The following is a 13,036-nucleotide window of genomic DNA, read 5'->3' as shown; positions in this document are numbered from 1 at the left end:
AGAGACGGACATAGCAAGGGTCATGCCTCGGGCTTCACGAGGCATCCAGAGCGGAGGGGGCTGCCCCTCCCCGGAGTAGGACTGGAGTTTCTCCAGGGTGGCCGGGGAGGTGATCCTGTCAACGCTTCAGGGTGAGGGCTCGTCGGTGGGCAGCTGCGCGAGCATCCGCCGGGCGACCTCGTGCTTGTTGTTGAGGGCCAGGGTCTCGTCCAGCAGCGTCCGGGCGGTGGCCACGTCGTTCTGGCGCAGGGCCAGCCGCGCGCCCAGGACATAGGCGCGCATGAGGGTGGTGTCCTCCGTGCGCAGCGCCTCCAGCTCCTTCGAGACGGTCTGCAGGGTGGTCCCGGGAGACCCGGAGCTGAGGGCGAACTCCGCATGGGCCAGCCGGCTCCAGGCGGCGGCGCTCTCCACCTGACGCAGGCGTTCAGCGAGGGCCAGCGCATCGGCGTGGCCCGTCACCGAGGCATACAGGGCCTGGGCCTTCAGGCGCGCGGCCACGGTGGCGGCGGGCTCCACCGCGGGCGCGGTCCGGACGGCGAGCATCAGCGCATCGAGCCGCTTGCGGAGCGCCTCGATGCCAACGCGCATCGGCTGCTGTTCGCGCTCGAGGTCGCGCATCTGCTCACGCAAGGAGTCCGCGCGGTCCTTCCAGCCCTCGGGGCGTCTGTCGGCGGTGAGCTGGTCGGCCTGTCGCTTGAGCTGATCCGACTGGACTCGCAGCCGGTCGAACTCCGCGTTCAGGTCACTCAGTTGCAGGGTGAGGGCCACGGCCAGCTCTGCCTGGGCTTCGGCGTACTTCGGGTGGGTGGCGGCCAGGGATTGGAGGGACTTGATGGCCTGCTCGCGCGAGGCCGGGTCATCGCGGCGCAGCTGCGCCACGGCGACGTCCTTCTGCGCCACGGCTTCCGCGGGCATGGCGGTGTTGCGGTCGCGGAAGGCGGGATACGCCAGGTACCCGGCGAGGCCGATGCCCGCCAGCACCGCGAGCACCAGGAGCAGGCGCGACACGGTGGAGGGCGACGACGCACCGGGCCCGTACTCGGTCACCACGGGCTCGGGGCGCGCGGCTCCGAGCAGCTCCGGAGGCAGGTCTCCGGAGGGCCTGCGGGAAGGAAGGGGCCGCTCCATGGCGCCCCCCAGCAGCGAAGCCCCCGGCGCGGCACGCGAGGTCTCGGTGCGGGCGAACGCGGCCGGATCGTCGGGCAGCGAGAGGGTCGAAGTGGATGCGGAGCTTGCCCACGGAACGTCGCCATGACCTTCCGGAACGAGCCGGCCGCGGGAGCCCGCCGACTCACCCGACCACGACGAAGACAGCGGCTCACCCGCCGGCGAGATGTCCCCGAACGAACGGGACGGAGCGCGGCCGGAGGACGGCTCCGGAGTGCCGGCGACCGCGCCGAACGCCCGCGTGGATCCGCCGGGTTCGACGCCCTCCGACACGGGAGCCGCAGGGCCCTGGACCGCGCCAAACGCCCGCGTGGACCCAATGGCCTCGGACGCGCCTGCCGAAGAGGCCGGGGGGCCCTGGACGGCACCAAACGCCCGCGTGGATCCAATGGGCTCAGCCGCACCGGGTAACGAAGCCGGAGTGGCGGACACCGCGCCAAACGTTTGCGTGGAGCCAATGGCCTCGGCCCGCCCCGGCGCAGAAGCCGCAGGGCCTTGGACCGCGCCAAACGCCCGCGTGTGTCCAATGGGCTCGGACACGCCGGGCGACGAAGCTGCGGGCCCCTGGACGGCACCAAACGCCCGCGTGGAGCCGATGGGCTCGGACACGCCTGACGATGAAGCCGCAGGCCCCGTGACCGCCCCAAAAGCCCGAGTGGATCCGATGGGCTCGGACGCACCTGACATCGAAGGCACAGGGCCCGACACCGCCCCGAACGCCCGCGTCGAGCTCCCAGGCGTCTCGGAAACCTGCGCCGACCCGAACGGAGGCGTCACGCTGCGCGCCGGTCCAGACAAAGGCACAGCGACTCCCGGCCCCCCTGCCCCACCCGCCGACGGGCCCACGGCCCCGAACGCCCGGGTCGCCCCCATCGCCGGAGGCTGCACCCCGGACGCCGTGGTGCTCACCGGAGGCCGGGCCACCGGCGCGACGGAAGGCGGAGGCGGAACAACGCCCGTCGTGGTCAGGGGGCCCGAGGCCGGCGTCGGCTGCGGAACGAACGAACCGGACGCGGTCATCGAACCCGCGAACAGGTGCGTGGACTTCATCCCACCAGACGTCTCACCCCCGAAGACCTGGGTGGACGTCATCGCTCCCGAGCGATCCACTCCACCACCCGCGGGAGGAGGCTTCGGCGCGGGCGGGATCGCCCCCTGGGGCGAAGCCATGAAGACATGACCACACCGCGTGCACTGCACCGAGGCGCCGCCGGGCGGCAGGAGTCGGGCATCCAGCACGTACTGCATCGAGCACTGCGGGCAGGAGATCTGCACCGGCCGTCCTTACCACACGCCTCCCCTGGCACCAGCCGCGTCCAGCACCGCGGCTGCCCGAAGGGTCTGCAACTTGGCAGCGCCCACGCCCGGCACCGCGTCCACGTCATCCCAGCTCGTGAACCGGCCCTGCTCCTCGCGCGCCGTCACCAGTCGCCGGGCCAGGTCCCGCCCCACACCGGGCAACAGGGCAAGCTCCTCTTCGGACGCGACGTTGAGGTCCAGCTTGAGACCCAGCGCGAGCGCGGTGGCGCCCGTGGGCACCGTCCCCGCTCCACATGTGGCGAGCCCCGCCGCGTCCAGCCGCACGGCCTCCGGCGGACAGTCGAGCGAGGGCCTCGCGTCCGGCCAGCGCGCCCGGGCCACGAAGCCCAGGGCGAGCAGGCCCAGCGACACCACCGCGAGCGCGGACGTGCGCCCTACCCGCCTCAGGCCTTGGTCCCCTGGAAGGCGTCTGCCTCGGACACGGTGTCGGTGGCGGCCACGGCGGGCGGCGCATCCAGCCCGAAGGCCGTGTGCAGCGCGCGCACCGCCAGCTCCGTGTACTTCGTGTGGATGACACACGACGTCTTGATCTCCGACGTGGAGATGAGCTGGATGTTGATGCCCTCCTGGGAGAGCGTCTGGAACATCCGCGCCGCCACGCCCGAGTGGTTGCGCATGCCCACGCCGACGATGGACACCTTGGCGATGGTGTCATCCACCTCCACGCCCGTGGCGCCCACCTCCTGGGCCGCCTGCTTCACCACCTCGTGCGCCTTGACGAAGTCCGCCTTGGCCACGGTGAAGGTGACGTCGGTGCGGCCGTCGCGAGACAGGTTCTGCACGATGAGGTCCACCACGATGTGCTTCGCGTCGAGCGCCCCGAAGAGCTTCGCCGCGGCGCCCGGCTGATCCGGCACGCCCACCACGGTGATCTTCGCCTCGTTCCGGTCGTAGGCGACCCCTCGAACCAGCACGTCCTCCATGGATGCGTCCTCCTCACAGACGAGCGTGCCCGGATCCTCGGTGAAGGAAGACTTCACCCACAGGGGCACCTTGTACTTCATGGCGAATTCGACCGAGCGGATCTGCAACACCTTGGCGCCCAGGCTGGCCAACTCCAGCATCTCCTCGTAGGTGATGCGGTCCAGCTTCTTCGCGGCCGGGCACACATTAGGGTCGGTGGTGTAGACGCCATCGACGTCCGTATAGATCTCACACGCATCGGCCTTGAGCGCCGCGGCGAGCGCCACGCCCGTGGTGTCGGAGCCACCGCGCCCCAGCGTCGTCACGCTGCCCGTCTCGTCCACGCCCTGGAAACCGGCGACGACGACGATCTGCTTCCGGGCCAGCGCGGCGCGGATGGGCTCCGCGTCGATGCTCTTGATGCGGGCTTTGGAGAACGTGCTGTCGGTGACGATGCGCACCTGGTGGCCGAGGAAGCTCACGGCCTCCCCGCCCTGCGCCTGGATGGCGAGCGCAACGAGGCCGATGGACACCTGCTCGCCGGTGGCGACGACGACGTCCTGTTCGCGCTCGTTCGGCCGGTCGGTTATCTGCGCGACGAGTTTGAGCAGGCGATTCGTCTCGCCGGACATCGCGGAGACGACGACGACGACGTCATGGCCGGCCTTCTGGGCGGCGAGGCAGCGGCGCGCGACGTTCTTCATGCGCTCGGTGTCACCCACCGAGGTGCCGCCGTACTTCTGGACGATAAGGGCCAAGGGGCTCACGACCTCCCTGCACGGACGGGCGCACGCTATATGGGCCCCAGGGCCCGGGTGTAAAGGGCCACTGCCACCCCGCCGCGTTTCCGCTAGCGTTCGCGGCGAACCATTTTCAAGCCGCTTTTCTGGAGCACCCTGCCATGTCCCGCCCCCGCCTGCTCATCGATGGTGACACCCTGAAGCTGGAGGAGATCCTCCAGGTCTCCCGCCACGAAGTCACGGTCGAGTTGGCCCCCGACGCCGCGAAGCGGGTGCAGGCCTCGCGAGCCCTGGTGGACCGGGTGGCTGCGGGAGACACGCCGTCGTACGGCATCAACACCGGCTTTGGCACGCTGGCGGAGGTGCGCATCGACCGCAAGGACCTGCGCGACCTGCAGCGAAACCTCATCCTGTCGCACGCGTGCGGCGTGGGCCATCCCCTGCCCCTGCCGGAAGCGCGAGTCCTGCTGCTCCTGCGTTGCAACGTGCTGGCGAAGGGCTTCTCCGGCATCCGGATGGAGACGCTGGGGCTGGCCATCGACATGCTGAACCGGGACGTGGTGCCGGTAGTGCCCGAGCGAGGCAGCGTGGGCGCGTCCGGAGACCTGGCCCCGCTGGCGCACCTGGCGCTGGTGTTGATTGGCGAGGGTGAGGCGTTCTTCGAGGGCGTGCGGATGCCGTCGAAGCAGGCGTTGGAGAAGGCGGGCCTGAAGCCGGTGGTGTTGGAGGCGAAGGAAGGCCTGACGCTGATCAACGGCACGCAGGCGATGTGCGCGGTGGGGACGCTCCTGCAGCTGCGAGCGGAGATGCTCGCGGACGTGGCGGACATCGCGGGAGCGATGACGGTGGAGGGCCTGCTGGGCAGCCACAAGCCGTTCCTCCCGGAGATCCACGCGGTGCGTCCGCACGCGGGCCAGAAGGCGGTGGCGGACCACCTGCGCCGGATTCTCAAGGGCAGCGAGCTGGTGGAGACGCACGTCAACTGCAGCAAGGTGCAGGACCCCTACAGCCTCCGGTGCATCCCGCAGGTGCACGGCTCGGCGCGCGAGGGCATCGCCTTCGCACGTCGCATCCTGGAGGTGGAGGTGAACAGCGGTACGGACAACCCGCTGGTGTTCGCGGACACGGAGACCATCCTCTCCGGAGGCAACTTCCACGGGCAGCCCATCTCGTTGGCGATGGACGTGGTGGCCATGTCGCTCACGCAGCTCTCCAGCATCAGCGAGCGGCGAGTCGAGCAGATGGTGAACCCGTCCCTGTCGGGCCTGCCCGCGTTCCTGGCGAAGAACTCCGGGTTGAACTCCGGGTTCATGATCGCCCAGGTGACGGCCGCGGCCCTGGTGGCGGAGTCACGCATCCTGAGCCACCCCGCCTCCGTGGATTCGATTCCGTCCTCCGCGGGCCGTGAGGACCACGTGTCCATGGGCATGACGGCGGCGCTCAAGGGGAGACAGGTGTCGGAGTTCGCGCGCTCGTGTCTGGCGATTGAGGTGCTGGTCGCGGCGCAGGCGCTGGACTTCCGTCAGCCCGTGAAGCCTGGCAAGGGCGTGATGGCGGCGTATGAGCTGGTGCGCAGCAAGGTTCCGCACATGGATAGGGACCGCGAACTGCATCACGACATCACGGCGGTCACGGCGCTGGTGGAGTCCGGAGCGCTACGTGATGCGGTAGAATCAACAACCCGCAGTCCATAGGATTACGCCCCCAAGCGAAATTGCGCACATTTCAATAGCCACGCTTTAGCCAATAGGAACCAGCTTGCCTTCCAGACAAACAGGAAAAGCCATTCCGAAATCGAGAGCGCAATGAGCCTAAAGTATGCAAATGAAGTTAGCACAATTAAGTCCTGCCCCCCCAGGTCATGCACCCCCAGCACCCGTGAAGCATTTCGGGTAGTACATGCAGATCCAAATCACCCAAACAACTTCAGACCTCCTGCAATCATTGATCCCAGACGCGCGTTTCCCGACGACATAAAACGATGCAGCGCATACGCACTATCACTCTTCACATCACAAAGCGCTGTCGAAACATTCATTAAAACAGTAGAATTAAACAATCCAAAAATACGAAAATCAATCGGAGATCACGTCGCTTCAGGCACCATTCAGCCCACCGACGGGTTGCTTTCCAAACCTGACAGACATGGCCACTTTGATCTCTTCGAGGCGGCCGGAACCAATGTGGCCCCGCGCTTCACTGTCCTGGGAGCAATTCCATGAATCCAATTCCGGGCTCACGCATTGAGGGCTTGCAACTGCCACGACTCTCAAAAATCCGCGACATCCAGTACTTTGAAGGGCCTCTCCTTTCAGAATTCAAGGACGAGCGCGAAGACCACTACCTAGGGCATTGGTGCGACTGCGACGACACAGCCAATCGATGGCTCATCGTACGAACCCCCAAGCGGGATATAATTCGCCTAGTAAACCAGATCGACACATTGCGACAGACGCTAGTGGGCGGGAAACAAGATCGCCTCTACTATTTTATCGACATCTCCGCAGACATGAGTGTAACCGCAGTGTCACTCGCAACTCGCACTGTCATTCCAGACGACTATCTACCATCAACAGAATCTTTCATCAGCGCGAGCCTGATGCCGGCAGACGAAATCACCGATCATCAATACTCCATTCTGCTCGATGGGGACTGGTCAACCGAGGCTCTTCGCGACGTGCCAAAAAAATACGAAAACGCCTACTCACTCCTATACGCATCCAAAACCAAGCAAGCAACATCCGATCTCGGGAACTTCCCATGGATCGGCGGCTTTAGCACAGTACACTTCTATGACAGAATGAGAATGCGCGTACCACTAGAGCACAGGCCTCGAATAGAGGCAATTCATTATGCATCTCCTGGATATATAACCTTTCGTTCCGATCGACGAATCGGCCTTCTTGTTGCGCGCTCCATTCATTCATATCTGGCAAATTCAGAAGCAGCAGATAGCGCCTACAGCGACACAGAGCGATACATACGCACACACGAACTAAACGGCTCAATGATGACAGCCACTTACGATGCTCGCAAACATGAACCAGAGCTCAGCAAACTTGGGGAAGCCCTCTCACGTTTCCTCGAAGGAGTCGATTGGAATTGGTTGTCGCAAAAAACAGGTTCGGCGTTTGAGGCTACAAAAATCGCAATGGCGCATTTTCGCCGCCTTCGCGAACTAGCACTCTACGAAAAAAATGGCTTAGTGAGCTTTATTGAACCAACCATTCCAGAAGGCGCCGATTAACACCGCAATACACCTCATGTGAATTTTATTCACCTTGCAAGAAAGGGGAGTGAGGCTTCTTCTGCACGACATAGCAACTGTCCTCCACCTCGTCGTTTCAGGATGGGACACCCGGCCTGTGATGCAAACGAGTCTTCGCCGCAATCATGAGCAAGGCGGATGTCCGACGATTCGTCTTCCTCAACGATTCCTTTTGCAAATACTCTTGTTGATAGATACCATCCTCATGGCCGGCCGGAACAAACTCATTACTCACTGAGGAACTAGGGGCTGTCCCTGATCTCTAGTCCGAAAATTCGACCTACCGGATCGAACATCGGGGTTGGACCCGGCTTCGGGAGGCATGAGGAGGTTGCCAGCCAGCGTCAGGCATGATCAACGCTGGCTGTGCGCCGACATGAGCTGAGCGATGCCGAGTGGAGCCGCATTGAGCCCTTGCTGGGCTCGCGCAGCGGTCCTCCCTCGAAGCGTGGGGACGTAACCGTCCGGCCAACGACGTGCCGGAGGGCTTGAGGGCAGACGTCAGCCGTGCTCGGCGAGCGCCGCGACGTGTTGAGGGGTGAGGGGGAGCTCCGTGCGTGGGTTCAGGAAGAGTCGGCGGCGCGCAGCCGCTTCCATTCGTGCGTAACCGTCCGGCCAACGACGTGCCGTGAGGGATTGCCGGGGTAGCAGGACGCGGCGGACGCTGGCACGCATGTCGAAGCAGGCAGAGAAGCCGGAGTGGGCCCGTGTCGCGGAAGCGTTCGAGGCCAGCGGGCAGACCCAGCGGGAGTTCGCGTTGGCGCGAGGCGTGAGGCTGAGCACGTTGCAGTCGTGGGTGTACCGGCGGCGGCGGGGTGAGGCGACGCGAGCCGAGCCGGTGCGCCGTAACCGTCCGGCCAACGACGTGCTGAGGGCCTTTGCTGTAGAGAGCGACGGCGGCGGACACTGGCGAACATGTCGAACGCCGATGTGACTTTCAGTCAGAACTGGTATCGCTCGGCCTCTTGGTAGAACTGAGTCAGGGAGAAGTCCAACAGCGCCCGCCGGGAACCCAGGTAGCGCTGAGCACGGACGAAGGGCAACCAGACACGGTTGCCAACGCGGACCTGCGCCTCCTCCAACTTCTTCCGCAGTATCCACTGGCCGCCCAGTCGCCGGACCAGCACATCCCCCAGGTATGCGCCCACGGCGGGCACCAGGTTCTCGTCGATATTCTGCCGCTCGAAGATCTCCGGGTAGTTGAAGCGCCAGAGATGGAAGTCGACGTCCGTCAACGACTCAGGAGTCGCCTCGAAGACCGAGGGCACCTCTGTGTGCAAGAACACCACGAGGTGTTCGGCGAGGGCCGCATAGCGACTGAGGGCGCGGGCCGTATCCTCCACGTCCACAGGCAGGGAGGCGTTCGCGGGCAGCCACTCCTCCGGCTCGGGCGGCCGGAAGGCGTTGAACTCGGCAATCCTCCGCTGGCGCTCACTGACTCCGTACGCGTCCGTCACGCGCGAGAGCAGCGGTGCCACATCCGGGTGGAAGTGTGGCGCCACGGGTGCCAGGGCGGCACTGCGTTCTCTCAGGGCGAGCAACACGGTGTCGACGTCGAGATCAGGCCGGAGGTGCGCCAGCGCCCGCGCCTGGGCCTGACGTGACTCCTCACTGGCGAAGTCCGTGACGGTCGGCCACGTCACCAGGAGGACACAGCCATTGGGGAGTTCCTCCACCCTGTGGGCGGGGGTGGAGAGCATCCGCTCGCGGCCAACAGCTTGGACCAACGCAGGCCCAAAGACGTTGAGCCAATAGACCGCATATATCTTGTCGAACCCATCTCGGATGGTGACCTGCATGTCGCGGCCAAAGAGCGGCGACCCGGACAGGACTTCGTCCGCGATGCTGTGCGCCGAAGCATGGGTCACGGGATACCGCGAGGCCCATGCACGAACCATGTCGATGAAGTCACGACAACGCGCCTCCATTGAAAAGAACGAGAGGGGTTGCAGCACAAGCTGAACGTCCAACTCTGGAGGGAGCGGTGGAAACCAGATCGTAAGCATCATATCCAACGCAGGCCATGTCGTACGATACAGGCCGAGGGTTGCGCCAGTGTCCTCGCGCTCCTCTTTCAAAGCTTTCCAGAAGTTGGCTCGGCTATATTTTCGCGCCCTCTTCCCCTGAACGACGTTCGGCATCCAGCCCCCAGCAGATGCCTCCAATGTATCAAGAAAGGGATCAATTTCGCTTTCCAGCGATGCCTGGGGACTGAAGACTCCCCTGAATGAGAACTGGAGACGATCCTCTGCATTGGATTCTTGGGGATTCAGGACTTTCATTCGACGGACACCTCCACTCCTTTGACCTCGCGCCGGATCCTCTCCTCGGCGACTCTGAAATATCTGATTTGTTCAGGCGTGAGTGCGACGTCCTGATAGATGAGGCGGACCCTCTGGACTTGGATCTGCACCCCATCGACTTCGGACTGGAGGGTGCGCCGCCGGATGTTCAACGTCTCGCCGTAATACCGCAGCGCGGCGCTCGCGTCCGTCATCATCTGCGCTACAAGACCTTGTCCCTTTAGCACCTGAAGATCCCGGCTCTTGAAGCTGTACGTCTCCACCCGGGACGGTTGGCCAGCGGGGGGCTCCGCCTCGATGACGAGCACGTCCGCGAAGCGGAGGTCCGCCTTCGCCACGCCCACATGCGTCTCGATGCGGGGCTGATTGAAGCCCTGGAGCCACTTTCGTTGTTCCCGTGGGAGGGCCGCATCCTTCCGCAGCTTGACCACCATGGAGCGCTCGAACTCCAGCCCCCGGGCGAAGAGTCCGCGCACTCGGTGGTAGTCCCTCCACGTCAGGGGCCCCCTGGACTCCGTGCCCTGCTTGAGCTCCGCGAGCCGCCGCTCGAAGTACACGACGTACTCAGCCCAGCGCGGGTGACCTTCGGCTCCCGGCTGCGGAGCCTCCCGCGAGGGGCGATGCTTCTCCAGGTCCACCACGGCAGAGGACAGGCGCGTGCCCGGTGCCTCCTGTTCCAGTTGCACCCAGCGGGCTTCCACGGCCTCCCGCTCGAAGCCCGCCGCCTCGTGCACGCGGGTGGCGACCTTCGCGGCACCGCTCCTCCCCGCCGTCGGTCCTGGCCGCTCGCCGCTCGCCTCCGCGAACAGGGCCTGCGCTTTCGCGGCACTGCCTCTCGCCTCGTACAGGGCCAGCAGCCCGGCCTCGCCTGACTGCGCGGCGAACAGTGCATTCTCCCGACGGGATTGCAGGTGCCGGAAGAGGTCGCGAACGGCGTCGACTCCCAGCTGCTCTCGCAGCCGTGCCATCCCCCTCTTCAATCCTTCCGCGGTCGCGGCCTCGGCGAGGAAGCGCGCACCCTTCCCTCTGGCATACAGCGCCACCATCAGCCCGGCGGGCGCCAACTCGCGGGTGGCCTGTTCGTACCGACCCTGGGCCAACGCATACGCCCCATGGCCCGTCCCAGCCGCCAGGTGGAAGAAGCCCATCGGCACGCCGAACGTCAGGTGGTCGAAGCTCCCCAACGCCACGCTTCCCGGTGCGAAGCGCTCCGCCATCAGCGCCTTCTCCACCTCGTCGAGGGCCTCCTGGTAGGGCGGCGGCAGTTGCCCGCGCTTCGCGCTGAACTCCGTGTACAGCGGCTCGGCGAAGACGGGGATGGTGGCCAGGGCGTCCCGGCCAGCCCGGCCCAATCCCCGGAGGGCATCACCGGCCTGCTCGCTCCGGTCGGGGTACTCCGAAAGCTCCAGGCCCCGCCGCCGCAGCTCCTCGCAGACGGTGGCCATGCTCCCCAACGTTTCACCCAACTGCTTGTCACGGGCCAGCAGCTGGACCACCTCGCGAAGCTCGTCGTCGAAGGCGGCGTGGACGAGGAAGAGGGCGAACACCTCCGCCAGGGCGACGCCGTACTTCTCCGTCGCCGTCACCAGGAAGCCAGCGCGCTTGCGGCTGAGGACTTCGGAGGACTTCGCGTCCAGGGGGCCGAGCGCGCCCAACCGCACCGCATCCCAGTCCTTCAGCGACGCCACCAGCCGGGGCATGTCCACCCCGCGCTGCATGGCCACGAACTCCGCGGGCGAGCCGCATGCCAGGAAAGGGGCGAGCAACTCCCGACTGGAGGACAGGTGAGGCCAGCCCGGAGGAGGGGCCTGGCCTCCGCAGAGGACCGCCTCCTCGCGGGTTGTCAGCTCAGGGCTCGAACTCCTCGCGACCGAGCCCTGCTCACGCTTTGGTCCGCGTCGTCGGTTCAGCCGCGCTGACGCCTCCGGCTCCAGGGACGACGACGCTTCCTCCTCGAAAGCGCCACCCGTCGGGGTCCATGAATCCTCCGAGGAGCGCTGCTCGTAGGCCCGTGGAGCAGCCCCGAGCCGCGAGGACTGTGTGACGCAGCCGGAGAAGAGCAGGAGCGCAACGGACAGAAGCCACCAGCGGCGCAGCAGGGAGTCAGCGCGCATTGTCGACTCCGATTCCGACCGAGGCGAAGGCCCCCGGGCGCAGCGTTCCCTCCGGTGTCGGGTACAGCAGCGTGCCGCCCTGTCCCAGGGCGTACAGCCTTCCCGCGAGGAAGCGCCAACGCACCTCGCCCGAAGTGAGGTAGCGAGTCCCCGGCTGGCGCAGGCCCACCGCGAGCCCGCGAAGGGCCACCTCGACGTTCCGCTGGAAGAGCTGCGCCGCCATCCTCATGTCCGCATCCATGCGGCCCCAGGTGAAGGCTTCCGCGGAGACGGAGAGGCGCAGGTGCCGCTGCACCAGATCGCCCAGGTGGACCGCGTCCCAGCTGACAATCACCTCGCCAAAGGCGGAGGAGCCGTTGGGGAAGGAGGACTCGAACCGCGCCAGCTCGTAGTCCGGGCCGAAGGCCCCCTGTCGGAAACCGCCGCGCTGCAGACGCACTTCCAGCCGCGCCTGCAAGTCCAATGTGGGCGACACCGCGTCCGCGCCCAGACCGGCCACCGCGCCCCACGCGCCCCCTGCTCCGGGCTGGCCTCCCCACCCGGCGAACACCTGTGCCTCGAAGCCGCTGTCGCGTCCCCTCCGCACCATCACCACCGCCGTGCCATCCACGTGCGCCAGCGTCGCCGACCGCGACATGGCCCCGGCCCGTGAGCCATCGTGCACCGCTGAGAGTGACAGCGTGTAGCGACCCGGCTGCGAGGACCGGCCAGCCAGGACGTGTTGCACGTCCAACGCGACCTCCGCCCCCATCAGGCGAGCCCCCAGCACGTCGGAGACAAACGCCTCGGTGTACAGGGCCCCCAGGGTGCCCGTCAGCACCGCGCCGGCCGGGTGGTAGTCCGGGTTGTTGCGATTGGAGTAGCGCCGCACCAGGTGCCCGGACAGCAGGCTGTAGCAGTCCAGGGAGCCCGCCCACAGCGCCACCGGCGAGGAGTCGTTGCCCACCGAGAGCAGGCGCAACAGTTGCCCCCAGTCGGACAGCGTGTCCCAGTCCTCCTTGCGGACACGGCCCGCGCCCTCACCGCCGCCCCACAGTCGCAGCCGCACGGGAGCGCCCAGGTTGAGGCCGAACTCCTCGCCACCGTCCACCACCAGAGTCGACCAAGCGAACAAAGGCGATAGACACAGGGCCAGGGTTGAAGCCGCCCGCCAGCGTGCCGACCGTGGGCATCACGGGGCTGCTGGCACTCGTGCGCTGGTGGAGGGGGCGAGATGGGGGG

General features: G+C 66.2%; 9 protein-coding genes and 1 pseudogene. 3 read left to right on the top strand and 7 right to left on the bottom strand.

Annotated elements, in window-relative coordinates; translation table 11 throughout:
* Window positions 1-126: 126 nt before the first annotated feature.
* From D7X12_RS44645 to D7X12_RS31850, 4 genes and pseudogenes are all read right to left on the bottom strand, one after another.
* A complete protein-coding gene (locus D7X12_RS44645) occupies window positions 127-1,128 on the bottom strand; it encodes a hypothetical protein (RefSeq protein ID WP_244224901.1) in 1,002 nt (333 codons plus the stop codon).
* A gap of 1,215 nt (window positions 1,129-2,343) precedes the next feature.
* Window positions 2,344-2,442: pseudogene (locus tag D7X12_RS45405) on the bottom strand (zinc-ribbon domain-containing protein); the annotation flags it as partial.
* Window positions 2,443-2,451: 9 nt separating this feature from the next.
* Window positions 2,452-2,838 (bottom strand): ComEA family DNA-binding protein, encoded by a 387-nt coding sequence (locus D7X12_RS31855; protein ID WP_244224900.1) that lies wholly within the window; start codon window positions 2,836-2,838, stop codon window positions 2,452-2,454.
* Window positions 2,839-2,870: 32 nt separating this feature from the next.
* Complete coding sequence (locus D7X12_RS31850; protein ID WP_120629004.1) at window positions 2,871-4,148, bottom strand: aspartate kinase; 1,278 nt, start codon at window positions 4,146-4,148, stop codon at window positions 2,871-2,873.
* Window positions 4,149-4,291: 143 nt separating this feature from the next.
* Here D7X12_RS31850 and hutH point away from each other — a divergent pair, with 143 nt between their 5' ends.
* The 3 genes from hutH to tnpA all read left to right on the top strand — a co-directional run bounded on the left by hutH (window position 4,292) and on the right by tnpA (window position 8,332).
* The gene (hutH, locus tag D7X12_RS31845; RefSeq protein WP_120629003.1) at window positions 4,292-5,824 is read left to right on the top strand and encodes a histidine ammonia-lyase; all 1,533 of its coding nucleotides are present in this window, start codon (window positions 4,292-4,294) and stop codon (window positions 5,822-5,824) included.
* Window positions 5,825-6,348: 524 nt separating this feature from the next.
* Window positions 6,349-7,377, top strand: coding sequence for a hypothetical protein (locus D7X12_RS42580; protein WP_147443861.1), 1,029 nt, complete (start codon window positions 6,349-6,351; stop codon window positions 7,375-7,377).
* 694 nt (window positions 7,378-8,071) lie between these two features.
* On the top strand, window positions 8,072-8,332 hold the full coding sequence (gene tnpA / locus D7X12_RS45555; protein WP_439329405.1) for an IS66 family insertion sequence element accessory protein TnpA: 261 nt from the start codon (window positions 8,072-8,074) through the stop codon (window positions 8,330-8,332).
* 7 nt (window positions 8,333-8,339) lie between these two features.
* On the opposite strand, the gene D7X12_RS31835 is transcribed toward tnpA, so the two are convergent.
* From D7X12_RS31835 to D7X12_RS31825, 3 genes are read right to left on the bottom strand one after another with little or no spacing between them, the layout of a single operon-like run.
* On the bottom strand, window positions 8,340-9,680 hold the full coding sequence (locus D7X12_RS31835) for a hypothetical protein (RefSeq protein ID WP_120629002.1): 1,341 nt from the start codon (window positions 9,678-9,680) through the stop codon (window positions 8,340-8,342).
* On the bottom strand, window positions 9,677-11,815 hold the full coding sequence (locus tag D7X12_RS31830) for a hypothetical protein (RefSeq protein ID WP_439329404.1): 2,139 nt from the start codon (window positions 11,813-11,815) through the stop codon (window positions 9,677-9,679). Before D7X12_RS31830 ends, D7X12_RS31835 begins: the two co-directional genes overlap by 4 nt.
* Window positions 11,805-12,950 carry a hypothetical protein gene (locus D7X12_RS31825; protein WP_439329406.1) on the bottom strand — a complete coding sequence of 382 codons (1,146 nt, stop codon included), beginning with the start codon at window positions 12,948-12,950 and terminating at the stop codon, window positions 11,805-11,807. Before D7X12_RS31825 ends, D7X12_RS31830 begins: the two co-directional genes overlap by 11 nt.
* Window positions 12,951-13,036: the final 86 nt, after the last annotated feature.

The organism is Corallococcus sicarius (assembly GCF_003611735.1).
Taxonomy (GTDB): Bacteria; Myxococcota; Myxococcia; order Myxococcales; family Myxococcaceae; genus Corallococcus; species Corallococcus sicarius.
Note: the sequence above shows the minus strand (reverse complement) of the source record. Positions and strands in the feature narration are given on the sequence as shown.

What these genes read in the sequence shown, in the direction of transcription:
- hutH (WP_120629003.1), top strand. Translation starts at nt 4,292, where the DNA reads ATGTCCCGCCCCCGCCTGCTCATCGATGGTGACACCCTGAAGCTGGAG.
- D7X12_RS44645 (WP_244224901.1), bottom strand. Translation starts at nt 1,128, where the DNA reads ATGGAGCGGCCCCTTCCTTCCCGCAGGCCCTCCGGAGACCTGCCTCCG.
- D7X12_RS42580 (WP_147443861.1), top strand. Translation starts at nt 6,349, where the DNA reads ATGAATCCAATTCCGGGCTCACGCATTGAGGGCTTGCAACTGCCACGA.
- D7X12_RS31835 (WP_120629002.1), bottom strand. Translation starts at nt 9,680, where the DNA reads ATGAAAGTCCTGAATCCCCAAGAATCCAATGCAGAGGATCGTCTCCAG.
- D7X12_RS31830 (WP_439329404.1), bottom strand. Translation starts at nt 11,815, where the DNA reads ATGCGCGCTGACTCCCTGCTGCGCCGCTGGTGGCTTCTGTCCGTTGCG.
- tnpA (WP_439329405.1), top strand. Translation starts at nt 8,072, where the DNA reads ATGTCGAAGCAGGCAGAGAAGCCGGAGTGGGCCCGTGTCGCGGAAGCG.